The sequence below is a fragment of the Clostridium sp. UBA5988 genome (assembly GCF_002435615.1).
Taxonomy (GTDB): domain Bacteria; phylum Bacillota; class Clostridia; order Clostridiales; family Clostridiaceae; genus Clostridium_J; species Clostridium_J sulfidigenes.
Map to the genome: position 1 here is coordinate 13,522 of NZ_DJBA01000032.1, position 25,141 is coordinate 38,662.

The following is a 25,141-nucleotide window of genomic DNA, read 5'->3' on the forward strand; positions in this document are numbered from 1 at the left end:
TGTAAATATAAATATGATTTGCTACCATAATTTTAGTGATGGTAGCAAATTGTTTTTTTATTTTAATATTGACCATTATATATTATTGGTTTATTATATGGGCATAATATATAATTTTGAGGCACGAAATATTAATTTTATTTAAAGGGATGATAATATGTTGTCAAAAGAAATGGATGAATTGATTAAGCAACGGCAAGGTCAAGTAAAGAAGGAAAATTCTCAGATTCCTTACGGTGTTGCATTGCTTTTAATTACATTAATAATGTGTGCTATACTTTGGAAAAGCAAGTATAATTATGCTGTATGTTTAGGTGTAGGTGTTATAATTGGTATTATTTTAAGATATTCGAGATTTTGTTTTACAGCAGCATTTAGAGATCCTTTTGTTAGTGGAAATACAAGAGGGTTAAGAGGGATGATACTAGCTATGATTGTAAGTACTGTAGGTTTTGCTGTAATTCAATCAGGATATATTCATAATAAAGGTATTGATTACAATTTGATTCCAGGAGCAGTTAGTTCAGTAGGTATTCATGTAATGATTGGTGCTTTTATATTTGGTATTGGAATGGTTTTAGCTGGAGGCTGTGCTTCAGGTGTATTGATGAGAATAGGAGAAGGACATGCTTTACACTGGGTTGTCCTTATAGGATTCATAATTGGAACCTTACTAGGAGCTAAGGACTATTCTTTTTGGTATGAGCATTTTATTAAGGATGCTAAGACCATTTACTTTTTAGAGCATTTTGATTTGAAAATTGTTGTTTTAGCGCAGATAGTTGTATTAATAATTTTATATAAATTAGCATTAAGGTATGAAAATAGACATTTGAAATAATTGTAATGGAGGAGCTTATATGACAGTAAGAAAGGTAGATTGTTTAAGTGAATTATGCCCTATTCCGTTGTTAAGGGCAATGCAGGAGCTTAAAACAATGGAGCCAGGAGATATTTTAATTCTTAATTGCGATCATAGTTGTGTGGCCATTGATATAGAGAAATGGGCATTAGAAAAGGAATATCCTATACAGCTTGTGGAATTAGGTAGAGGAGAGTGGGAAGTGTATATTCAAAAACCAAAAGGAAAATAGGGGAGAGATAAAATGAAGTCTGTAATAAAATGTCTTAAGAAACCTTGGCCTTATTGGGTAGGTGGAATTTTATTAGGAATAATGAATGTAATTTTACTAGGTCTAATTGGTATAAGCTGGCAAATAACTAGTGGGTTTTTATTATGGGGTATTGGCATACTACAATGGTTTGGATTAGATCCCTTTAAATGGGAGTATTTTAGTCATTTTCAATCTTACTACGGTCCTATAATTTCCAATGGAAACATATTTATTAATCAATATACAATTTTAAATATAGGTGTTATTTTAGGAGCTTTAGTTGCAACTTTATTAGCTTCCCAATTTAAATGGAAGAAAATAAAGAATAAAAAGCAGTTTATAATTGCTCTTTTAGGAGGAATTATGATGGGATATGGAACTAGACTTGCAGTTGGTTGTAACATTGGTGCTTTTTTCAGCGGAATACCATCATTTTCTTTACACGCTTGGGTTTTTGGTATTTTTGTAATGTTAGGTACATGGGTAGGAGTTAAGATTTTAGTTAAATTCTTTATATAAAAATGGAAAAGAGGACATGTGTCCTCTTTTATTAACAAAAACCTCTTTTATTAGAAATTATAAAATCTACAAACATTTGCTCGTGCTTTGTAAGTGTATATTTTTTTCTTGAAGCTATATAATAACTGAAAGAAATTTTCAAATCCTCTACTTCAACGATTTGAATAGACTGTTTTTTTAGTTCTTGAGCAACTGTTAATTTTGGTAAAAAAGAAAAACCTTTTCCCGAAAGAATAGAAGACTTAATAGATTCGGGAGAATTTAAATCGTAAATCACATTTAAATCTTCTACAGTTACATTTTTTTCTTTTAATGATTTTTCAATTACATATCTAGTTCCAGAATTTTGTTCTCGTAAAATTAGTGGAATATGTTTTAATTCTTCCATAGAAATTCTTTTAGGTGAATTATCACTATTTCCTACTAGCAAAAGCTCATCCGAAATAATAGGTTGAGTAGAAATATCATTTAACATTGGATCATGCTGAATGATTCCAATATTAATATCATGTTCTTGTAGTTTTTGAATAACTTCCCTTGAATTTATTACCTCCATACGAATGTCAACTTCTTCATGGAGATGTTTAAAGGTAAAAATACTACAAGGAAGAGCATATTCACCCACACTTTTGCAAGCACCAATCATTAACTTTGGTTGTTCTTGATGCAAGTTAATCAAATCTCTTTTAATATTTCCTTGAATAGAAAGTAAAGTATCTGCATAGTTAAATACTACTTTTCCTTCTTCTGTTAATTCTACACCTTTATTACTTCGATTTAAAAGATTTACACCTAATTCATTTTCTAAGCTCTTAAGCTGACCACTGAGACCAGGTTGGGTAAGGTGAAGAATTTGTGCTGCTTTTGAGATACTATTATATTTCACTGTTATATAAAATGATTCAAGATATTCAAGATTCATATAGTCACATCCTAAAAATAATTATACATATATTCTATTTTACTAGTATATTACACAGAAATAAATATATTTATTTTTATTAGGCATATTTTACAATTGGTTAAAGGGAAGTGTTATGGTATATAACATTTAGTTTCTATGGAAAAAGAATAATATGTAATAGAATTTTATTATAAAGATAATACGTCATGATGTAAACGAAAACACAACCACTTTGCACCAAATATTGTTAAAAAAATCACACTAAATTTTAAATTAAAAGTATAAGGAGGAAAAAAATGAAAAAGACTGAACAAATTTTAGGATTTATAGGAATTTTACTAGTATTACTTTTAGGAAAGACATTATTAAAAACTGACATGCTATTTTTTAGACTATTAGTGGGTGTGGGATTAGGTTATGCTTTAACTAGGGCCTACACAGGATTTGCAGGTAGTGTTAATCGTGCATTTAACACAGGATCAACAAAATTAATGAGGACACTAATGGTCTTGTTCTTTATCTCATCTTTATTGACTACTGCTTTTTTATTCAAGGCAGATCCAGCTAGTTACGATCTGTGGATAAACCCAATTAACCTTGGTCTTATATTAGGGGCAATACTATTTGGGTTTGGTATGTCATTTTCATCATGTTGTGCATCAGGAGTACTTACGGACTTAATAACAGGTCTTCCTAGAGCGTTTATTACATTAATCTTCTTTGGGTTAGGAGTATTTTTAGGATTCCCTATACAAAATACTGTAGGATGGGTTAAGAACTCTTGGTTTTCAACTCCAGTAGGTGAAAAGTTGGCAGGAGGTGTATTCCTACCAGATCTATTTAAATGGGATGGTCTTGAAGGATATCTTGGTGCCTTAGTATTAATGGCATTATTTTGCGGAGTAGTTGTGTTTATATCATACCGTTACGAGAGACGTCGTAAGCAAAATAATACTTATACTGGTCACTCAATGGAAAAGGTACAGGATGAAAGTGAAGTGTTAGACACTAAGAATTACAAGCTTTTAAGTGAAACAACATACAACAGATTATTTGTAAAACCTTGGACACTAGTGCAAGGGGCTGTAGTTATAGGTATATTATTTGCTTTGTTAATGGGAATTACTAAGGCTGGATGGGGTGCATCTACTCCTTATGGAATATGGTTTGGGAAATTCTTGATGATATTTGGAGTTTCACCAGAATCTTTGGCAGCCTTTACTCAAATGCCAGCAAAGGCGTATCTTATTCCATTCTTTGAACATGCTGTTTCAGTGCAAAACTTTGGAATACTCATTGGAACTAGCATATACTTGTTAACTGCTGGTAAGTTTAAGAAAACATTTATGTCAGAGATGCACATTACAGTAAGAGAAGTATTACTATATGCACTAGGCGGAATTACTATGGGATTAGGTACTAGACTTGCTAATGGATGTAATGTAGGGGCATTATATACTCCAATTGCAAATTTCTCACTTTCCGGTTGGATTTTCTTAATTTTCATGGTAGTTGGTGGTATTGTAGGAAATACACTAGCAAAAAGACTATTTAAACAACATTAAAAGGAGGAATCATTGTTATGGGTAAAAGGATTTTAATTATTGGAGGAGTTGCTGGAGGAGCTTCAGTTGCAGCAAGAGCACGTAGAATTGATGAAGAAGCAGAAATAATTATGTTTGAGAAGGGACCTCATGTATCTTTTTCTAACTGCGCTTTACCATTTCATTTAAGTGGCATGGTGGAAAATGGTGATGATTTAGTTTTAATGTGTCCAACACAGTTCAAAAATCAATATAATATTGAAGCTAGAGTTAATAGTGAAGTTATAAAAATTATAAGAGAAGATAAAAAAGTAGTAGTTAAGAACCTTCTTACAGGAGAAGAATATGAAGAGTCCTATGACAAATTAGTTTTATCTCCAGGAGCTAATCCAATATTGCCAAGAAGTATTGAAGGAGTAACAGGTTCCAATGTATTTACAGTAAGAAATGTAGTTGATATAAAGAAATTAAAGAATTATATTGATAGTAACAATATTAAGGATATTGCTGTTGTTGGCGGTGGTTTTATAGGAGTTGAAGTAGCAGAAAACCTATGTTTAGCAGATAAGAATGTAAGTCTTATAGAAGCACTTGATCAAATAATGAGTCCTTTTGATTATGATATGGCTCAAATACTTCACAAAGAAATGATGGATAAGGGAGTAAACCTTATATTAAGTGATGGAGTTAAGAAGATAGATGAAGACTTTGTAGAATTACAATCAGGTAAAAAGGTGGCTGCAAAAGTTGTAGTAATGGCAATTGGTGTTAGTCCGGAAACAGGATTAGCTAAGGATGCAGGACTTGAAATTGGAGTAACTGGAGGCATTAAAGTTGATCATAACTATTTGACCAATGATAAAGATATATATGCTGTAGGTGATGCTATAGAAGTATATAATCGCTTAACACATAAAACTTCAAGGCTGGCTTTAGCAGGACCAGCTCAAAGACAGGCTAGAGCAGCAGCTGATAATATGTATAATATTCATCACAATAATTATGGAGTTATAGGATCATCTGTAGTTCAAGTATTTGATCTAGGAGCAGCTTCTACAGGATTAAATGAAAAAGCTGCTAAAGCAGCAGGGATTTCTTATGATTTTGTATATATTATTCCAGGAGATAAAGTTGGATTAATGCCAGATAGTAATCCAATGCATTTCAAATTAATATATGAATATCCAACAGGAAGAATTCTTGGAGCACAGGCTATAGGAAAAGGAAATGTAGATAAGAGAATAGATGTAATTGCAACAATGATAACAATGGGTGGAACCTTAGAGAATTTAAAGGAATTAGAGTTATGTTATGCTCCTTTATTTGGAACAGCAAAAGATGTAGTTAATTTTGCAGCTTTAGTAGGACTAAATTTATTATATGGTAAGTTTAGACAAGTACCAGTAACAATAGTTAGGGAGTTAGTAGAAAAGGATGAATTTATTGTAGATGTAAGAGAGAAGCATGAATATGAACAAGGACATCTTAAGAATTCAGTAAATATTCCATTAAGTGAAATTAGAGAAAGAATGTCTGAAATTCCAAAGGATAAACCGGTATATTTACATTGTCGTTCAAGTCAAAGAAGTTATAATGCAGTAATGGCACTACAAAATAGTGGATATGATAATGTAATCAATATATCTGGTTCTTATCTAGGTATTTGTTGCTACGAATATTATCAAGATCAAGTAACAGGAAGAGCAAAGATAGTTACAGAATATAATTTTAATTAAGGATTGAATTTTATGAAGAAAAAGTTGAACAGAATAGACATATTAGCCTTAGCATTAGGATCTATTATTGGATGGGGTTCATTTACCTTGCCAGGTTCAAAGTTTCTCCATGAAAGTGGTATTATTAGCACGGCCATCGGTTTCATACTTGGTGGTCTTGCTATTGTTTTTATACAAAAGGGTTATCACATAATGATGGAGAAGCATAATGAAGATGGGGGAGAATTCTCTTATACTTACAATAACTTAGGAAAGGGAAATGGATTTATAGTAGGCTGGTCCTTGACATTGTGTTATATAAGTATGGTTCCACTTAATGCCACAGCCTTTGTATTGGTGCTTAAAAGATTATTTGGTTCAGCAGTGGATTTTATATATCTATATCAAGTAGCAGGTTATCCAGTATACTTGTCAGAGGTTATCATTGCCAGCTTGATAATTCTTGTATTTGCTTATATTAATATCAAAGGATTGAAATTGAGTTCCATGGTACAGAACATCTTAATTTTATTAATGGTGGTAAATGTAATTATAGTGTTTGCTTTCATGTTTATGAAGGTAGACCACAGCTTGATTAGGGATACCTATATTAATAACTATAAGTTTAATATTACTGAAGTAGTAAAAGTTTTTGCTATAGTACCCTTCTTGTTTGTTGGCTTTGATGTAATACCGCAAGTATCCACAGATTTGAATTTTGAAGCACCAAAAGCTACAAGAATGGCATTACTAGCAATATTTGCTGGAGTACTTTTTTATAACCTATTAAATATTACAACAGGTCTAGTTTATACTCCAGAGAAAGCTTTATTGGAGCAGTGGGCTTTAGGGTCTGCAGTACTTGATAATATGGGATATATAGGCTTTATTCTACTAATAATATCCCTAGCTGGTGCAGTAGCAGGGGGGATAAATGGGTTTATGTTAGGGAGTAGCAAGTTAATTGGAGCTTTGTCGAGATATAAACTTATCCCAGCAAAGTACAAAGAGAAAAATAAAAATGGTGTTTTCGAAAATGGAGTTAAATTTATAGCCGTAGTCAGTTTAATAGCGCCATGGTTTGGTAGAGAAGTTATTATTTATATTGTAGATATGTCATCCTTACTAGCTGCAGTAGCATATTTTTATGTATGTTATATTGGGTTTAAAAACTCAATAGGAGTTGACAAATATTTTTCAGCATTGGGGGCTTTTATAGGGCTAGTATTCATAGGATTATTGATAATACCAGGTTCTCCTGCAAGATTAAGTAGACCTTCTATGGTATTGGTGATTTTATGGGCAGTGTTAGGATATTTTTACTATAAGAAGTATTCAAAGACAATGAAATCAACGAGTAAGAATTTATAAATAGGAGATTGTTACTGTATAAATAAATTAATCTCTGAAACTTTGACGGATAAAATAACTATTTATATAGATAAACACTATAGTTTTTATACATTTGTAACACATAGTATTTAAATTCATAATATATAACAACATAATATGTTATTATATGGAGGAATAATAGTGAAGGAATTTTTAAGTGTTGAAGGAGTAGTTAAAAGTATAGAAGTGATGAAAACATCAGTAAATGACACATCGGCATGTACAATGATAATGTCAGTAAGAGGAAGAAGAGATGATGATTTTAACTTAGTAGTTAGCCGAGATACTTACTTTGTAGACCATGTTAATATAAGACCTGGCGATTATATAATTGGATTTTATGATGCATTAGCACCTGTTCCATTAATATTTCCACCACAGTATAGAGCTATTGTTATAGCCAGAAGATCAAGAAAAGAAAATGTCGTAGTGTCTCATTTCAATAGAAGATTAGTCAGTAGAGATGATTCACTTAGACTTAATATTAGTAATAGAACACAAATATTACTTGAAAATGGCCAGAGATTTTTGGGAAATATAGAAAATAGAAATCTTGTGGTTGTATATGGAATGAGTACCAAGAGTATACCTGCAATTACAACACCATCACAAATTATAGTTTTATGTGATAATTAGATATTTTATAAATAAGTTTGCCTAGTATGAATAATTATCATACTAGGCAAACTTATTCTTAAATTCAGCTATTTTATATAGGATAGCATAGTAGTGATTTTTAAATTAATTATGATATAATAATTATACTATTAAAGGAAAATAGATAAATTTATCCTATGATAGTAATTAGGTTTAATTAGGGTGGAAATTAGTAAAGTTGCATTAATTGATATTGTAATAATTAAACAAGTTTGTGTAAATTATTAATAAGTATATGAATAAAATATAGGATTTAGGGGGAAAAGATATGGAACAGGTTTTTATTGCCTTTGCATTAACGTTATTTGCAGGGCTATGTACAGGAATTGGAAGTGCTCTTGCGTTTTTTGCTAAAAAGACCAATACAAAGTTTTTATCAATTAGTTTAGGATTTTCTGCAGGAGTTATGATATATGTTTCTATGATAGAAATTTTTGTTGAAGCTAGGAATTTATTATCTGTTGAACTGGGATTTAAATTGGGTTCCTGGGTTACAGTAGGAGCTTTCTTTTTTGGTATGTTAATTATAGCTATTATTGACAAACTTATACCAAGTGGTGAAAATCCTCATGATATTTATAAAATTGAAGAATTAGAGGGAACGGAAAATGAAAATTTAAAAGATACATCAAAAGATAATAAGAAATTGCTTAGAATGGGATTACTTACAGCACTAGCAGTGGCTATTCATAACTTTCCAGAAGGATTGGCTACTTTTATTTCTGCATTACAAGAACCATCAATAGCCATACCTATAACAATTGCTATTGCTATTCATAATATTCCTGAGGGTATCGCAGTGTCAGTTCCAGTATTTTATGCTACAGGTAGTAGAAAGAAAGCCTTTCTATATTCTTTTCTATCTGGACTGTCAGAGCCTCTAGGTGCTATTATTGGTTATTTAGTGCTAATGCCATTTATTAACAATGTTACTCTTGGAATTATTTTTGCTATAGTTGCTGGTATTATGATATTCATTTCTCTTGATGAATTACTTCCATCGGCAAGAGAATATGGTGAACATCATTTATCTATCTATGGACTAGTAGCGGGAATGGCTGTAATGGCAATTAGCTTATTACTTTTCATTTAAGTAAAAGGATGGTGTTGTAAGTTGCTTGAAAAAAATAGAATTGGATATGCATGTACACCTGCATCTATTCCATATAAAACTTCAAGAAGCTTTTTATTAAAAAATTTTAGTGATGATATTTTTAATCAGTGTGTTAGAAGTAACATTGATGATTTGATGAATATATTAAAGTGGAATGTAGAAAATGCAATATATTTATTTAGGATAAGTTCAGATATAATTCCCTTTGGTAGTCACCCCATTAATAACCTAAAGTGGTGGGAGACCTATAATAAAGAACTTACAGAGTGTGGAGAATTTATAAAAAGTAATAATATTAGAGTTTCTATGCATCCTGGTCAATATACAGTTCTAAATTCTCCTAATGAGGAAGTAGTTGAGAAAAGTATTATGGATCTAGAGTATCATTGCAAATTTTTAGATAGTTTAGGTGTGGACTATTCTAACAAAATCATACTTCATGTTGGAGGGGTATATGGAGATAAACTTTCTGCCATGGAACGATTTAAGCATAATTTTAATAGACTATCAAACTCTTTGAAAAAAAGATTGGTAATTGAGAATGATGATAAGAGTTATACCATAGAAGATGTATTAAATATTTGTAATGATATTAAAATACCAGCAGTGTTTGATAATCTTCATCAACAGCTCAATCCTTGTTCTTTAGAGTGGAAGGATATTTTATACTCTGTTAAAAATACATGGAAGGTTGAAGATGGGCCAGTAAAATTCCATTATTCTGATAGAGATATAAGTAAAAAAGGAGGAGCTCATTCTAAGTTTGTTGTTACTAGTAATTTTTTAGATTATATGAAAAGTATTTCAGAAATTAATTCAGATGTTATGCTTGAAGTTAAGGATAAGGAAATATCAACAATCAAGTGTATTTGCACTCTTAATGAGGACTTACCAATTTCAATAAGGACAGAGCAATGGGCAAAGTATAAGTATTCTTTAATGGAAAAGGATTATTCTTATTATAAAAAATGTAGTAGCTTAGTAAATTCTCCTATACCAATGAGAGAAGTGTATATGTATATAGATCAGTGTCTAGAAAAGCCTTTTAGTAGAGGGAATTTCATTAACACAGCACAACATGTTTATGGATATATAAAAGATAAAGCAACATTAAAAGAAAAGAATAGGTTTAATGAACTTTTAAAAAGTCCAGACGAAAATAATATTAAGGTAAAAACTTTGTTAAAGAAACTAAGCGAAAAATATGGAGTGGATTACATTAATAATTCTTATTATTTTATATATTAGATTTAGTTCTAGGTATACATTTTATCCATGGTGATATAAAACAAATACTAAAATAATAAATTTATTGTTTTGAGTATATATTTCTTAAGGGGTGGGAGTGTAAGAATGGATAATTATACGGAATTAATTACAAAAGCATGGAATGAATTTGTGAAATACGGTATAGATAATAAAAAAGTTAAAAAAGATATAAGAGATTCATGGATAAGATGTAAAGAGTATAATGTAGACTATATGGATGGAAGAGGTGTTGAGGAATACAAAGCTCCTGTAGGAATTAAAGTTAAAGAGAATATAGAATTAGTTTCAGTAGCACATTCTATAATGGAGAATTTGTATAACACCATATCAGGTTCAGGCTTTGCTTTATTCCTTGCAGATAAAGATGGATATATACTAGATGTTATTGGTGATGATAGTATTTTAGAAAAAGCTAGGGACTTAAGATTTACAAAGGGAGCCTTATGGTCAGAAAAAGCAGTAGGAACTAATGCTATAGGAACTTGCTTATATCTAAATAAACCTATACAAACTATTGGCGCTGAGCATTATGGTATACAACAACATTCTTGGACGTGTTCATCAGCACCTATACATGATAGTGATGGGAAAATAATAGGGTGTATAAATATGTCTGGCATATGCAAGGATGCACATCTGCATACTTTAGGAATAGTTATTGCAGCAGCTGAATCCATAAAGAAACAGTTAGAACTTATATTATCCTATAATTTATTAAATATAACTTTTGATTCCATTGTAGAGGGAATGATAGTAATAGATGAAAAATTTAATATTAAGAGAGTGAATCATAGGGCAGAAAATATTTTAGCTATGAATCAAGATGAAATATTTGAAATAAATATAAAAGAAGCTTTAGGTAATTTAAATTTTGATTACATTATAGAAAATTATGAGGAAGCTTATAATAACATAGAATGTGACTTTAATATTAAGAATAAAAGAATAAAGTGTATATTAAATGTTGTACCTATGAATGTTAATAATAGGTCTATGGGAGTAGTTATAACTTTTAGAGAAAGTAAATCTGTACATAGGTTTGTAAATAAAGTGGTAGGATATAAGGCTAACTATAAGTTTGAAGACATTGTAACTAGTAACGATAAAATGATAAATATGATAAATTTTGCAAAAAGGGCTTCAAGGAGTGATTGCAATATATTAATAGAAGGACCTAGCGGCACGGGAAAAGAACTAGTAGCTCAATCTATACATAATTATAGTGAAAGAAGTAATGGCCCTTTTGTAGCTGTAAACTGTGCTTCAATTCCTAGAGATCTAATGGAAAGTGAATTTTTTGGTTATGATAAGGGCGCTTTTACTGGAGCTGCTAAAGAGGGACATCCAGGGAAATTTGAATTAGCAGATGGTGGAACAATTTTCTTAGATGAATTAGGAGAACTTCCTTTAGATATGCAATCGAAATTATTAAGAGTTTTAGATAACAATACCATAGTTAGAGTAGGCGGAAATTACGAAAAGAAATTAGATGTAAGAATAATAGGAGCAACTAATAAAGAGTTAAAAGAAGAGGTAAGTAAAAAAACTTTTAGAGAAGATTTGTATTACAGGTTAAATGTAATGAATATAAAAACCATCCCTTTGAAGGAAAGAAAGGAAGATATAGAGACACTAGCAAGACACTTTGTTAATAGTCTTAATTTTAAAAATAAAGCTAAATATAAACTAATAACAACAGATTATATAAATGAACTAAAAAAACATGATTGGCCTGGAAATGTAAGAGAACTTAGAAATGCTATAGAAAGAGATTATTATTCTAGTGAAAAGGATATAATTTGTGTACAATCTTTGGAAAAGTCACAAATGATAGAAGCTAATTTTAATAATGAGAAAGCAAGTGATGTAGATGAAATAGTACCTATAGATATTTTAGAAAGAGAAAGTATAGTAAAAGCTATTAACTCTTGCGGAGGTAACATATTAAAGTCTGCGGAAATGCTAGGAATAAGTAGAGCTACTATTTATAGAAAGATAAAAAAATATAACATAAAAAACCTATAAATTACTTTGTTTTTTTATTATCAATGATTAGAATCATATATGTATCAAAATGAGAATTAAATATAATAAATCTTAAAATGAGACACTGAGGTGTGTATCATTTTGAGATTTTTTTATTTACCATATAAATTAAATTTTTATATAGGATTTATAATAAATTTAATTAGAAATATAGAATGGTACTTAGTGTAGTCATTTACATAGCTATAAGTAAAATAGGAAAAATAATGTCTGAAAAAGTATTTTAAGTAATGATTTTGGCATAAGACTTGCATGATAAATATGTGAGAATATTAACAATATACTAGATTATTATTTTTTAGGAGGTATTTTTATTATGAAAGCAGCATTATGGTATGCTAAGAAAGATATTAGGGTTGAAGAGGTAGATGAACCAAAGGTTACTAAAGGAAATATAAAAATTAAAGTTAAATGGTGTGGAATATGTGGTTCAGATTTGCATGAATATTTAGGAGGACCTATTTTCATACCTGTTGGACAACCTCATCCTTTAAGTGGGAATATAGCACCAGTAGTTCTAGGGCATGAATTTTCAGGGGAAGTTGTAGAAGTAGGAGAAGGAGTAACAAAATTTGAAATAGGTGATAGAGTTATTGTAGAACCTATAGTAGCTTGTGGAGAATGTCCAGCATGTAGAGAAGGTAAATACAATCTGTGCTCTTCCTTAGGATTTCACGGACTTTGTGGTAGTGGTGGAGGACTTGCAGAATATACTGTATTTCCAGAAGAATATGTGCATAAAATGCCAGAGGGGATGACTTATGAACAAGGAGCTTTAGTAGAACCAATGGCGGTAGCACTTCATTCTATTAGAATTGCTAATTTTAAAACAGGAGATACTGCTATTGTACTTGGTTCAGGACCAATAGGACTTGCAACTATTGAATGCTTAAAAGCAGCAGGAGCAAAACTAGTAGTAGTGTTGCAAAGAAAATCAATAAGACAGGAATATGCAAAGAGGGCAGGAGCAGATGTTGTTCTTGATCCAAATGAAGTTGATATAGCTATGGAGGTTAAAAAACTTACTGGTGGAACAGGTGTAGATGTGGCCTTTGAAACTACAGGAGCAAAGATAGGCTTTGATATAGGCATAGATAGTCTAAAATATGAAGGAACTATGGTAATAACAAGTATTTGGGAAGATGAAATAAACTTTAACCCTAATGTATTAGTATTTTCTGAAAAGAAAATAGTAGGAACTTTAGCCTATAGACATGAGTTTCCAGCAACAATTGCGCAAATGAGCGATGGAAGAATTAAGGCAGAAGGATATATAACTAAGAAAATAGCACTTGAAGATATAGTTGAAGAAGGATTTGGAGCTTTGACAGGTCCTGAAAAGAAAAAACATGTGAAAATTCTTGTAACTCCAGATAAAGCTCTTTTAAATAAATAAGAAATCAGAGAAAATGTACAGATACAAAATGAGTATGGAATAAAATGGTGAAAGCCTAAGGAATTAAATTATCCTTAGGCCTTTAAATTTTTTTGTTTTAAGAAAGTTACTTATTGATGTTTGTTAATATCCAAGTTCATTCTCTTAAATAAAATATTGTTTTCAAGGTGAATATGTTGGAATAAATCACTCTCTAGTTCTTCAATAATTTTATAAGTTATAACATAGGTATTACAACCGTCATTAGGAACTTTGAAATCATTGGTAATTTTTCTAAGTTCCTTTAAAATATCTCCAGCACCTTCATGCTCCTCCTCGGTTTCATTAATTACTTCATTAATTTTTTGAAGTTGATTAACACTTGGATTTTTATCATATTCTTTAATTAATGGGAAAAGAATTTGTTCTTCTTTAAGCAAATGTTGCTCTAATTCAGTTTTAAGCATTGAAAAGAGCTTATGGACTCTGAATAGTACATTATGGTTTATACCATGAACTCTCATTATTTTTGTTGTTAACTCTCCTAATTCAGGAAGTACTCTCTTAGTATAGGCATGATGAGTATTTTCAATATGGTCAATTAATTCACTTGATGTCAATGCCCTAAAATCTATGAATACTTCTTTTGTATTATTACTTTCTTCAAAAATCTCATTTATTTTATTTAATATTAGATTTTCATCAAGATGTAATTCATAGAGTACCTCTTCAAGGGGTCTATTACCTCCACAGCAAAAATCGATTTTATATTGTTTGAAAATTTCACTAGCCTTAGGCATAATTGAAACAATTTCTCCTACGGTTTGAGAACTATTAAATTTATTCATATATATTCCTCCAATACAGTGTTATTTAAAGATTTCTTGTTTATAACTCTATAATATATTAGTTATATAAAATATTCTGTGACTGGAGTCATAGTTTTAAAACAAACTATCTAACTATTTTTATTTTTTAGTTCATTAAAGCATCTATATCTCGTATCAAAATCTGTTTATTTCCTATCATATCAATGATACCTTCATCTTGTAGTACGCTTAATTTCCTACTAACCGTTTCTCTAGCAGTACCTATATAATTAGCTATTCCTTCACGGCTTAATGGGAGCTCTACAATAACACCATTAGGATGTTTTTTACCATACCTTTCTGCAAAATCAAGAAGTAGTGAATTTATACGCCACTCTATGTTTTTAGTACCCATATTTTGCACTGAGCTCTCTATTTTATCCATTCGACTACATAATTCTTCTATGATTTTAATCCCTATTTTAGGATAATTAATTAAAAGTTTTTGAAAGTCATTTTTATTTATCATGCAAATATAGGTAGTTTCTAATGCTTCAACATTATAGGTAGATTGTTGATTATTTAAGAGATTTTTTTCACCAAAGAAGTCACCGTGATCAAATATATATAGAATCTGCTCTTTGCCTTCAATAGTATAACGAAATACTTTTACCTTACCTTTATCTATAATGATTAAATTTTCTAAATAGCTTTCTTCCATTATAATTAGCTCACCTTTTTCATATTGCTTTTTTACAATTAAGGTAGCTACTTTACCTAGTTCTTCAGAATTTAAACCAGAGAAAATTGGAACTCTTTCTACACATAATTTATGAAGACAATTATCGCAGTTACATTTTTTATATTCACTCATGAATAATCACATCCTTATTTTTAGTATTTAACAATACCTCCATAATATCTTCTATCATCTGGATTGTGATCTTTGTAAATTGAAAGATAATAGAAAAACCACTCAAGAGGGACAAAAAGTACAAAAGGTGATAGCATAGGATGAAGGTCTTCAGCTAATTCTTTATAATCAAAGACAATATAATCCTGATTTAATTTCTTAACAAAATTTATAGTTCTTTCAGTAGTATGTCTAGATTCATCTGTACCTAATAGAAAAATAAAAGGTACTCCTTCTTCAACAATTTCTAAAGGTCCATGGCGGAATTCACTACTATTTATACTTGCTCCATGAGTCCAAGCAAATTCCATCATTGTAATAACTCCTTCTTTATAGGCTAAAGGGGTTAGTGGACCTGCAGCCACAGTATATATTATATCCCAATTAGAAGCTTTTTCACCGAGGGTTCGTCCTTTAGATTCCCAACTTGTTACTAATTTTCCTAAAATGTTAGGAAGTTTTAATATGTCTTCTTGAATTTTAGTTATTTCAAGGCTTGGTGTAACTTTATTGATAAGTTCTAATGCAAAGGTATAAGTAATTAATAAGTGAATTTCCCAGATGCATTCAGCTTCATAGGCTACTAAATAGTCACCTACAGGAGCTAATAAGTTTCCTGAAGGATCACGAGTAACGCTGACAGTAAGGGCACCAGTAGCTTTAGCCTTTTTTAAAGCTTCTACTACTTCCTCAGTGTTTCCAGATTGAGATAGAGCAATCACTGCTGTTTTTTCATCTAAATTATAAGGTGTAGAATCTAAAAAGTCATAGCCACTATAAGCTTTAGAATTAATATTTGAGTATTTTTCAAATAGTATAGTAGCAGTTTCACAAGCACAAAGAGGTGAACCACAAGCTACAAAATAAACTTTGTTAATTCCCCTTTTATCCATTTCATTAACTATGTTTTTAATTTTAGGAACGTCCTTTTCTAATACTTTTTCAACTTCTGTAACCATATTTTCTGTAACAAGAAAATCTACAGTGGACTTATCAATATTTAACATATAAATACCTTCTTTCTATATTATTTATTAAAATGTACATTATAGTTACATTTATCTCCTCTTGTATAGGTTTTAGTAAATTCTATAACCCTTCCAGTATCATCATAGCTAGTACACTCAAATAACATTACCCAGGAAGGGGTATCTAGAGATAAAAGTTTACTATGCTTATCATCTAGTCGAACGATTTCCAAGGTTTCATCTGCAGTAACAAGATTTATATTATAAACCTCAAAGAGTTCATATATTGAAAAAAAGGATAGATTAATTTTATCTAAATTAGGTAGTATATATTTTGGAATATGAATATATTCTAGGGATATAGGTTCTTTGTTGGCATAACACAGTCTCTTTATAACATAAATATCATCATGTTCATTTATATTAAATTTTTTACTCAAAAGTTTTCCAGCAGATTTGGTAGTTTTATTTAGTATAGTGGTTTTTGAAGGTGTATTCTTATCCTTCATAGTTTTAGTAAAACCTCTTAAGGTATATAAGTCTCTTTCAATTTTAGAATTAAGAACAAATACACCCTTACCTTTAATACTCTTTAGTAATCCTTCACGGATAAGAATGGATATAGCATTACGTACTGTTAGACGGTTTATTCCATAGGTATTAGATAATTCATTTTCAGAGGGAATTGCTGTACCAATCTTAAATTCACCACTAATAATTTTATTTCTTAGGATATCCCTTAGTTGAGCATATAAAGGAGCGGAACCACTTAGTTGTTTTTTAAAATTATTATCAACCATTACCAAGCACCAAAATATTTTAAGGTTTTAGATGCAGTTTTAGCACCAAGAAGCATAGATTCATTTATGGAGCTTTTATTAAGAATACCCTTTAAAAAACCTGCTATGAAAGAGTCTCCAGCACCTAAAGTGTCAACTACCTTTGTTTCTATGATGTCTTGAAAAATAAATTCTTTACCATCGTAGGCAACACTGCCATTATTGCCAAGAGTTACAACTACTATTTTAGGTCCTTTACTATGAATATCCTTCATAAAGTTTTCTATATAGTCATCTCTTTTAGAATAAGAAAAGAATGCATAGTCTACATAATGGATGGTTTTATTAACAAGAGAGTCTTCTAATTTAGTAGCATAATCAAAAGAAATAGGAATATTTTTTTCTTTGATGTGGCAAAGGTAATTTTCAGTTTTACCCCAATAGGCTGTATGAAAAAGATCGTGATTACAAATGAAATCTAAATCTTCATTAGTAAGTTCAAATCTACTTAATACACCTTCATAGTAATCCCCCATGACTCTATCTCCATTTATTAAAGAAATCTCTGTTATAGCTGTAGCACCTTCTAATACTCGAACATGAGAAGTATCTACACCTTTAGAATTAATGGAATTAATCATTAATTCTCCATAGGTATCATTACCAACCACTCCAACATAGGAAGAGATTTCATTTAATTCTTTCATATATACTGCTACATTTACGGGATTTCCACCAGGATAACTTTTACCTAAGTTTAAATATACATCCATACAATTGTCACCTACAGCAGCTATTTTCAATATAATCAACTCCTATCTTGTTAATACACTTTTTAGTTTCACTCTATCTGCACGTATTACAGAGTAGAAAAATTCAACGGGAAAACCTTTTTTTTCTAGCACAGTACCCTTGAGGTAAAAAAGGGGAAAACCTTCTTCAACTTTTAAAAGTTCTGATTCTAAGGCCGTAGCATAGGTCATGGATATTTCTTCCCAACCACTCTTTAAATTTAGATTAAAATCCTTTTTTAAAACCTCATATAAAGAAGTTTTTTCAAAATCTTTTCTAATTAGCTCATGATAATACTTTGAAGATAGATAACTATTTTCTATAGCAAAGGGCACGGAGTCTACTGATCTTAATCTAATTAGTTCACATAAATTGTTATTAGAATTTTCCTTTAGGTTTTCATAGGCTAAAGTATTATCATTTAATAGCTTTAATGAAAGTAATTTGGTAGATAAATTTAAAGAATTTTCATCTATAAATTCGTGGAAAGAGTTTAGATTTTGTAAATTTTTTTCAAGTTTAGGCTCTGATAAAAAAGTTCCTGAGCCTTTCTTTTTATATAATTTACCATGATTAATTAATTGGTCTATAGCTTTTTTTAAGGTAGTTCTATTACAATCCCACATACTACAAAATTCTCTTTCGGAAGGAAGTTTGGTATTAGGTAATAAATTATGTTCAATAATATAACATTGAATTTTTTCCATAAGTTTTTCTCTATTGAGAAGGAGTGAATTATCCATAACATTATCCTTTCTATAAATTTCTATTCTCATATAAACAAGTTCACATAAAAACTATACCACTTACAATATAATATACTATTAAAATATTAAAAAGTAAATATTTACTTTTAAATACATAAAATAAAAAATAAAAGGCTATATGAAAATGAAATATTAATATTACTATTTCACTTTTATATAGTCCTTTAATTATATTTGAAGATATGTTGAATAGATAAATTTAATATAACTATTAAATCTTAATAATTATATTACTCAATACTATATTTCTTTTAAAAGCACTTCATTATAATCTAATCTTGGTCTTTGCTTAGGAGTTTGGTCAGGATATCCTATAGGTAATAAGGCCAAAACATCATATCTGTCTTCAAGATTTAGAAGTGCTTTAACTTTTTCTTTATCAAACATCATAACCCAACAGCTTCCGAGTCCTAAATCTGTAGCTCTAAGAGTGATATGATCAATAGCTATAGCTACATTTAAGTTTAGATAAGCTTTTAAGGAAGCAGTATCAATGCTTTGTTTCCCTTTATTATAATTTTCATCTGCATTATTTAGAGGGGTATCAACAAATGCTTCAGCTTCTTTAAGTTCCTTCATTCTTTCTCCAGTAGATGTGATAGAATTAGTATCAACACAACAAGCAATTATAGCTGGAGCAGCAGAAACAAAAGGTAAAGGCGTACAATCTTTTAGCTTAGTTCTTGCCTCCTCACTTTTTATTACTATATATCGTGCAGGTTGAAGATTTGTACCAGAAGGCGCCAATCTTCCAGCTTCAATTAATTGGTGAATGTACTCTTCAGGTACTTCATCAGGCTTAAATTTTCTTATACTTCTTCTGTTTTGTATTACTTCTAATAGTTCCATAGAAACACTCCTTTTATTTTAAGTAGATTGTAATAAACTTATTTATTTTATATACTAATTATATATTTGCGTAATTAGTTTTAATAGTATGCACTTTTGTGTAAGATACTATATAAAAGGAGAGTAATGTTGAAATGTCTGATACAAATAAAAATAAATATAAGTGTCCATTAGAATATACTCAAAAGTTAATTGGAGGAAAGTGGAAGCCTATTATTCTTTGGTATTTATCTACAAAAGGTATAATGAGGTATGGGGAATTAAAAAGAGCTCTAACAAATATATCACATAAAATGTTATCTCAACAGCTTAAGGAGTTGGAAGGAGATAAATTAATTCATAGAGAGGAATACCATCAGATTCCACCAAAAGTAGAATATTCTATTACTGATAAGGGAAGAACATTACTTCCATTATTGGAGCTTATGCATAAGTGGGCTGTAGAAAATATTGAAGAATGAAATCATATAGACAAATATAAATATTAATATGTATAGAAAGTATGCTTTTATATGAGCATGCTTTTTTATATAGATTAAGATTTTAGCAAATCAGGAACAGCTTAAAATTTAAAGTCTTGATATAATAAAGATACCCTAGGGAAAAGGTTGTGATAAAAGTGAACTACAGTAAGGATATTGATAGGTGTATTGAATTTATAGAAAATAATATCAAGGAAGCTATTGCTGTGAGTGAAGTTGCTGATTATGTGGGGTATTCTGTAAACCACTTTTGTAGAGTTTTTACTTTATGTAAAGGTATATCTATAATGGAGTACCTTAGAAAACGTAAGCTATCATTAGCAGCAATAGAACTATTTAAAGGAAAAAAAATTATTGATATTGCCCTTGAATATGGATTTGAAACGCCTAGTGGATTTTCAAAGTCCTTTCGGAAAGCTTTTGGATATAGTCCAACACAATATATAGCTAGAATGGATGGATACTTCAATAAGGGAATAACATTTAAAATTGGAGGTTATATTATGAAGCCTGTTATTGTTAAAAAGCCAGCTTTTAAGGTAGCTGGATATGGAATAAATACTAATATTGGAGGAACAAGTTATACAAAGGATATTGCATCCTTTTGGAGCAATTATGATGGAGAAAATTTAGAAACAAAGATGTATGAAATCTTAAATCCTCCTAATCATGGTGAAGTTGGTCTATGCGTTCCAACTGATAAAGGGGGAAATGTATGCTATCTTTTAGGAGTCATTGTTGAAGATTTCTCTAAAGTTACAGAGGATATGATTACAGTGGAAGTACCAGAGGCGGAGTATGCAGTATTTACAACTCCTCCAGTGGATGTTACTGTAGACCCTAACCAAGATAAGTTTTCAGAAGTGATTAAAGAAACTTGGAAATATATATTTGAAGAATGGTTTAAAGATAGTGGATATATCTATGACGAAGATAAATTAGATTTTGAATTTTATGATGAGCGTTGTCATTATCGAATAGATACGATTATGGAAATTTATGTTCCAGTAAAAAGGCTACTTGAAAATTAATTAAATATTAAAGTACAGGCTAAACTTTTAGTAAAAATTAGAAAATAATTTTGAACTAGACTCTATGGAAAATAATAAATATAAAACTTGATAAATTAGAGAGCATTGCCATATAAAGAGCATGCTCTCTAATTTTATGTACTTGTTAATAATATTAAATTAATTTTTAGCCTAGAGTAAAGGGAAATAATTATAGTAATGTTGTAAACTTATATTTATTTTAAAGTTGACAATTTATAAATTCTTAATTATAATCAACACCATAAAGTAAATATTTTAAGGAGAGAATTATGAAAACTACCAAGAATACGAGAAATTTGATTTTAGTAGCTATGTTTGCAGCCTTAACTGCTATTGGTGCATTTATTAAAATACCAATACCTTATGTGCCTTTTACTCTTCAATACTTATTTTGTGCTTTAGCAGGAGTTATCTTAGGCTCTAAACTCGGCGCACTATCCCAAATAATTTATGTTATGGTTGGACTTGCAGGTGTACCAGTATTTACTGAAGGGGGAGGGCTAAGCTATGTATTTAAACCTACCTTTGGATATCTTATAGGATTTATAGTGGCAGCTTATGTCATAGGAAAGATAAGAGAAAAGATTAAGGAATTAAGTTTTATTAAAGCTATGGGGATGCTTTTAGCTGGACTATTTTTTATTTATTTATTTGGAGTTATATATCTTTATATTAGTTATAACTTATATCTAGGACAACCTATGTCACTATATTTTGCATTTTTTAATGGCTTTGTACTATGCATATCTGGAGATTTAATTTTAACAGCCTTTGCAGCTTATGTAGCAATAAAAATAGTACCTATATTCAAAAGATTTGGATACATTTAATAAAAGTGAAAGAAGGCTTGAAGTATGAAAAGTTTTATTAAGGATTTAGAGATAAGAATTTTATCAGGTGAATACATAAATTTTCAAGAAGCAATGACATTAACAGAACTTAGAAATAATGAGGAGATTGAACAATTATGTCTTAGTGCTAATAATATAAGAAAAACATTTTGTGGTAATAAGGTGGATCTTTGCTCTATTATGAATGCAAAATCAGGTAGATGTTCTGAAGATTGTAAATTCTGTGCTCAATCTGTTCATTATAATACTAATGCAGAAGTCTATGATTTAGTATCAAAGGAAGCAGCATTAAAGATAGCAAAGGAAAATGAATCTGAGGGAGTAAATAGATTCTCTTTAGTTACTAGTGGTAGGGGTATTACAAGTAGTGATTTTGAGAAAGTTTTAGATATATATGAAAAACTTAATAGAGAACTAAAGATTGAGTTATGTGCATCTTTAGGAATACTTGAGTATGATAAGCTACTTAAGTTAAAGGACAGAGGAATAACTATGTATCATCACAACTTAGAAACAAGTAGGGAATTTTATAAGGAAATATGTACAACTCATAGTTATGAAGAAAGAATAGATACCATAAAAGCTGCACAGAAGGCTAGTATACCTGTATGTTCAGGAGGAATTATTGGACTTGGTGAAAGTTGGGTTGATAGAATTAATCTTGCTTTTCAATTGAAAGAATTAAAGATTATGTCTATTCCGGTGAATGTACTTAATCCTGTAAAAGGTACGCCTCTTGAAGATTCTAAAAATTTAAGTCAAGAGAATATTTTAAAGACCATTGCTATCTTTAGGTTTATAAACCCTAAAGCTTTAATCAGATTAGCTGGTGGTAGAAATCTCATTAGGGATTTGGGGAAGGAATGCTTTAACTCAGGTGCAAATGCTACTATTACTGGAAATTATTTAACCACTTCTGGTAATAAAATATGTGATGATAAGAAGATGATAAGTGAACTAAAGCTGGAGGTTAGAAGTGATGGCTAAGGGGATATTTATAGTTGGAACGGATACAGATGTAGGAAAAACTGTTGTAACTGCAGGACTACTTCATGTCCTTAGAAGTAAAGGGCACAGAGCAACATATTTTAAGGGAGCTTTAAGTGGGGCTATAGAAGAAGGTGATAAACTAATACCTGGAGATGCTGACTTAGTAAGCCAGGTTAGTGGATTAAAGGAACCCTATGAAAATATAACTCCATATATATTTAAGACAGCGATATCTCCACATTTAGCTGCCCAAATAGAAGATAATCCTATAGATCTAAATATTATAAAGGCTAAATTTGAGAAGTTAAAAGAAAAATATGATTTTATAATTGTAGAAGGTAGTGGTGGTATAATATGCCCTCTAATTAATGGGGATGAAGAAATATATACACTAGGTGACCTTATTAAAGATTTAAATATGAGTACTGTGGTTGTAGCTAGAGGTGGAGTGGGAACAATAAATCATTCAGTACTCACTGTGAAATATATGGAGTCCGTGGGAATCAAAGTAAAAGGAATTATTATAAATAATTATGATGATAATTATATAACTAAAGACAATATTAAGGTTATTGAAAAACTTACTGGAATTTCTATTGTAGGTAAATTTAAAACTATAGATAACTTGGATAAAGGTAATATAGATAATATAAGAACCACTGCATCAAGGATTTTTAATGATAAAACTATTATAGAATGGATGGAAGAATTATAGTAAAGGTTAGGTGTTTATATGAAGGATTATGTAAAAAGAGATTTAGAATATATATGGCATCCTTGTGCACAGATGAAGGATTACGAAGAGCTTAATCCTATAGTTATTGAAAGAGGAGAAGGGGTTTGGCTTTATGATATTCATGGAAACAAGTATTTAGATTGTATATCATCTTGGTGGACAAATACCCTAGGTCATAGTAATAAAAGAATAAATAAAGCCATAAAGAATCAAATTGATGAAATAGAACATGTTATCTTTGCTAATTTTTCAAATAAACCGGCTATTGACTTAGCAGAAAAGTTAGTAACCATAACACCGGAAGGATTAAATAAAGTATTTTATTCAGATAATGGATCTTCTGCAGTGGAAATAGCTTTAAAGATGAGCTTTCACTATAATATGCAAAGAAATAAAACTAAAAAGAAGAAATTTGTAGCTTTAAGTGATGCCTATCATGGAGAAACTTTAGGTGCTCTATCTGTGTGTGATATTGATACCTTTAATATGATATATAAACCCTTACTTTTAGATACTCTTAGGATTGATGGACCAGATTGTTATAGGTGTAAATATGGTTGTGCTAGAGATAAATGTAGTGCTGAATGCTTTGAAGCTATGGAAAAATGTTTAGTTAAAAATCATGAAGAGATAAGTGCTGTAATAGTTGAGCCAATGGTTCAAGGTGCAGCAGGAATGAAAATTTATTCGCCTATTTATCTTAAAAAGCTTCGTAATCTTTGTGATAAGTATGATGTACATTTGATAGTAGACGAAATTGCCATGGGATTTGGAAGAACAGGAGAGATGTTTGCATGCAATCATGCAGATATAAGTCCAGATTTTATGTGCCTTTCAAAGGGTATTTCTGCAGGATATATGCCAATGTCTGTAGTTATGACTACTAATGAAATATATAATTGTTTTTATGGTGATTACTCAGAAAGAAAATCTTTTTTACATAGTCATACCTATGCAGGAAATGCTATGGCTTGTGCTATTGCTTTAGAAAACCTAAAAATATTTGAAGAAGAAAATATAATAGAAAATAATAAAGTCAAGGGAAGATTAATAGAAAAACTTACAATAGAAAGAGCAAAGGATTGTAGACAGATAGGAGAAGTAAGAAGTATAGGCATGATAACTGCTATTGAAATAGTAAAGGATAGAGATACCAAGGAGAGATATTCTTGGCAAAGTAGAGTAGGTTATGGGATTTATAAAATAGCATTGCAGAAAGGGTTACTATTAAGAGCTATAGGTGATGTACTTTATTTCATACCACCTTATGTAATAAGTAAAGATGAAATAGAGTTTATGATAGATACTTGCTTTGAAAGTATAGAAGAATATTTTAAGTACAATTTTAAAATAGAATAACAGTAAAATAAATATGTAAATATAAAACTAGTATTATATATATATATTTAACAAGTTAAATAGTTAAATAGTTAAATAGTTGTTCTGTTCATGCGGGTTTCAGAGATATTTATAGGCATATAAAAAATACAAAGAGTATGGGGG

25 protein-coding genes are annotated in these 25,141 nt (G+C 30.2%); 17 read left to right on the top strand and 8 right to left on the bottom strand.

What is annotated here, in order from left to right; translation table 11 throughout:
* The first annotated feature begins 160 nt into the window (after positions 1–160).
* From B3J31_RS08590 to B3J31_RS08600, 3 genes are read left to right on the top strand one after another with little or no spacing between them, the layout of a single operon-like run.
* Positions 161–841 (top strand): YeeE/YedE thiosulfate transporter family protein, encoded by a 681-nt coding sequence (locus tag B3J31_RS08590; RefSeq protein ID WP_346867139.1) that lies wholly within the window; start codon positions 161–163, stop codon positions 839–841.
* Between the two features lie 19 nt (positions 842–860).
* On the top strand, positions 861–1,094 hold the full coding sequence (locus B3J31_RS08595; RefSeq protein WP_035132122.1) for a sulfurtransferase TusA family protein: 234 nt from the start codon (positions 861–863) through the stop codon (positions 1,092–1,094).
* Between the two features lie 12 nt (positions 1,095–1,106).
* Positions 1,107–1,634 (top strand): YeeE/YedE thiosulfate transporter family protein, encoded by a 528-nt coding sequence (locus B3J31_RS08600; protein WP_346867120.1) that lies wholly within the window; start codon positions 1,107–1,109, stop codon positions 1,632–1,634.
* 31 nt (positions 1,635–1,665) lie between these two features.
* Here B3J31_RS08600 and B3J31_RS08605 read toward each other — a convergent pair whose 3' ends face one another.
* A complete protein-coding gene (locus B3J31_RS08605) occupies positions 1,666–2,556 on the bottom strand; it encodes a LysR family transcriptional regulator (RefSeq protein WP_346873876.1) in 891 nt (296 codons plus the stop codon).
* A 278-nt stretch (positions 2,557–2,834) separates the two neighbouring features.
* Here B3J31_RS08605 and B3J31_RS08610 point away from each other — a divergent pair, with 278 nt between their 5' ends.
* From B3J31_RS08610 to B3J31_RS08645, 8 genes are all read left to right on the top strand, one after another.
* On the top strand, positions 2,835–4,103 hold the full coding sequence (locus tag B3J31_RS08610; protein WP_346873877.1) for a YeeE/YedE family protein: 1,269 nt from the start codon (positions 2,835–2,837) through the stop codon (positions 4,101–4,103).
* A gap of 17 nt (positions 4,104–4,120) precedes the next feature.
* Positions 4,121–5,818, top strand: a complete 1,698-nt coding sequence (locus B3J31_RS08615; RefSeq protein ID WP_346873878.1) for an FAD-dependent oxidoreductase — start codon at positions 4,121–4,123, stop codon at positions 5,816–5,818.
* Positions 5,819–5,830: 12 nt separating this feature from the next.
* The gene (locus B3J31_RS08620; protein ID WP_346873879.1) at positions 5,831–7,168 is read left to right on the top strand and encodes an APC family permease; all 1,338 of its coding nucleotides are present in this window, start codon (positions 5,831–5,833) and stop codon (positions 7,166–7,168) included.
* Between the two features lie 162 nt (positions 7,169–7,330).
* Complete coding sequence (locus B3J31_RS08625; protein WP_150841598.1) at positions 7,331–7,825, top strand: hypothetical protein; 495 nt, start codon at positions 7,331–7,333, stop codon at positions 7,823–7,825.
* 289 nt (positions 7,826–8,114) lie between these two features.
* A complete protein-coding gene (zupT, locus tag B3J31_RS08630) occupies positions 8,115–8,939 on the top strand; it encodes a zinc transporter ZupT (protein WP_150841597.1) in 825 nt (274 codons plus the stop codon).
* Positions 8,940–8,960: 21 nt separating this feature from the next.
* On the top strand, positions 8,961–10,208 hold the full coding sequence (uvsE, locus tag B3J31_RS08635) for a UV DNA damage repair endonuclease UvsE (RefSeq protein ID WP_346873880.1): 1,248 nt from the start codon (positions 8,961–8,963) through the stop codon (positions 10,206–10,208).
* A 105-nt stretch (positions 10,209–10,313) separates the two neighbouring features.
* Complete coding sequence (locus B3J31_RS08640; RefSeq protein ID WP_346873881.1) at positions 10,314–12,254, top strand: sigma-54-dependent Fis family transcriptional regulator; 1,941 nt, start codon at positions 10,314–10,316, stop codon at positions 12,252–12,254.
* A gap of 337 nt (positions 12,255–12,591) precedes the next feature.
* Positions 12,592–13,671 (top strand): alcohol dehydrogenase catalytic domain-containing protein, encoded by a 1,080-nt coding sequence (locus tag B3J31_RS08645; RefSeq protein ID WP_150841594.1) that lies wholly within the window; start codon positions 12,592–12,594, stop codon positions 13,669–13,671.
* Between the two features lie 110 nt (positions 13,672–13,781).
* Here B3J31_RS08645 and ric read toward each other — a convergent pair whose 3' ends face one another.
* From ric to B3J31_RS08680, 7 genes are all read right to left on the bottom strand, one after another.
* Entirely contained in the window at positions 13,782–14,498 is a 717-nt protein-coding gene (gene ric, locus B3J31_RS08650; RefSeq protein ID WP_346866895.1) for an iron-sulfur cluster repair di-iron protein, read from the bottom strand.
* A 127-nt stretch (positions 14,499–14,625) separates the two neighbouring features.
* Positions 14,626–15,333: a cyclic nucleotide-binding domain-containing protein gene (locus B3J31_RS08655; protein ID WP_150841592.1), complete on the bottom strand. Its 708-nt coding sequence runs from the start codon at positions 15,331–15,333 to the stop codon at positions 14,626–14,628.
* A gap of 20 nt (positions 15,334–15,353) precedes the next feature.
* Entirely contained in the window at positions 15,354–16,379 is a 1,026-nt protein-coding gene (gene frlB / locus B3J31_RS08660; protein ID WP_150841591.1) for a fructoselysine 6-phosphate deglycase, read from the bottom strand.
* Between the two features lie 20 nt (positions 16,380–16,399).
* Positions 16,400–17,140, bottom strand: coding sequence for a GntR family transcriptional regulator (locus tag B3J31_RS08665; protein ID WP_346866896.1), 741 nt, complete (start codon positions 17,138–17,140; stop codon positions 16,400–16,402).
* Positions 17,140–17,922: a fructoselysine 6-kinase gene (frlD, locus tag B3J31_RS08670; RefSeq protein ID WP_150841589.1), complete on the bottom strand. Its 783-nt coding sequence runs from the start codon at positions 17,920–17,922 to the stop codon at positions 17,140–17,142. Before frlD ends, B3J31_RS08665 begins: the two co-directional genes overlap by 1 nt.
* A 12-nt stretch (positions 17,923–17,934) precedes the next feature.
* On the bottom strand, positions 17,935–18,654 hold the full coding sequence (locus tag B3J31_RS08675) for a GntR family transcriptional regulator (protein WP_346873882.1): 720 nt from the start codon (positions 18,652–18,654) through the stop codon (positions 17,935–17,937).
* A gap of 264 nt (positions 18,655–18,918) precedes the next feature.
* Positions 18,919–19,527, bottom strand: coding sequence for a nitroreductase family protein (locus B3J31_RS08680; RefSeq protein WP_150841587.1), 609 nt, complete (start codon positions 19,525–19,527; stop codon positions 18,919–18,921).
* Positions 19,528–19,661: 134 nt separating this feature from the next.
* Between B3J31_RS08680 and B3J31_RS08685 the strand changes: the two genes are divergently transcribed.
* From B3J31_RS08685 to bioA, 6 genes are all read left to right on the top strand, one after another.
* Positions 19,662–19,988, top strand: coding sequence for a winged helix-turn-helix transcriptional regulator (locus B3J31_RS08685; RefSeq protein WP_150841586.1), 327 nt, complete (start codon positions 19,662–19,664; stop codon positions 19,986–19,988).
* Between the two features lie 158 nt (positions 19,989–20,146).
* Positions 20,147–21,040 (top strand): AraC family transcriptional regulator, encoded by an 894-nt coding sequence (locus B3J31_RS08690; protein ID WP_346866898.1) that lies wholly within the window; start codon positions 20,147–20,149, stop codon positions 21,038–21,040.
* 290 nt (positions 21,041–21,330) lie between these two features.
* Positions 21,331–21,891, top strand: a complete 561-nt coding sequence (locus B3J31_RS08695; protein WP_150841584.1) for a biotin transporter BioY — start codon at positions 21,331–21,333, stop codon at positions 21,889–21,891.
* 24 nt (positions 21,892–21,915) lie between these two features.
* Complete coding sequence (gene bioB, locus B3J31_RS08700) at positions 21,916–22,899, top strand: biotin synthase BioB (protein WP_346866899.1); 984 nt, start codon at positions 21,916–21,918, stop codon at positions 22,897–22,899.
* Complete coding sequence (bioD, locus tag B3J31_RS08705) at positions 22,892–23,617, top strand: dethiobiotin synthase (RefSeq protein ID WP_346866900.1); 726 nt, start codon at positions 22,892–22,894, stop codon at positions 23,615–23,617. Before bioB ends, bioD begins: the two co-directional genes overlap by 8 nt.
* 18 nt (positions 23,618–23,635) lie before the next feature.
* Entirely contained in the window at positions 23,636–24,997 is a 1,362-nt protein-coding gene (gene bioA / locus B3J31_RS08710; RefSeq protein ID WP_346866901.1) for an adenosylmethionine--8-amino-7-oxononanoate transaminase, read from the top strand.
* Positions 24,998–25,141 lie beyond the last annotated feature (144 nt).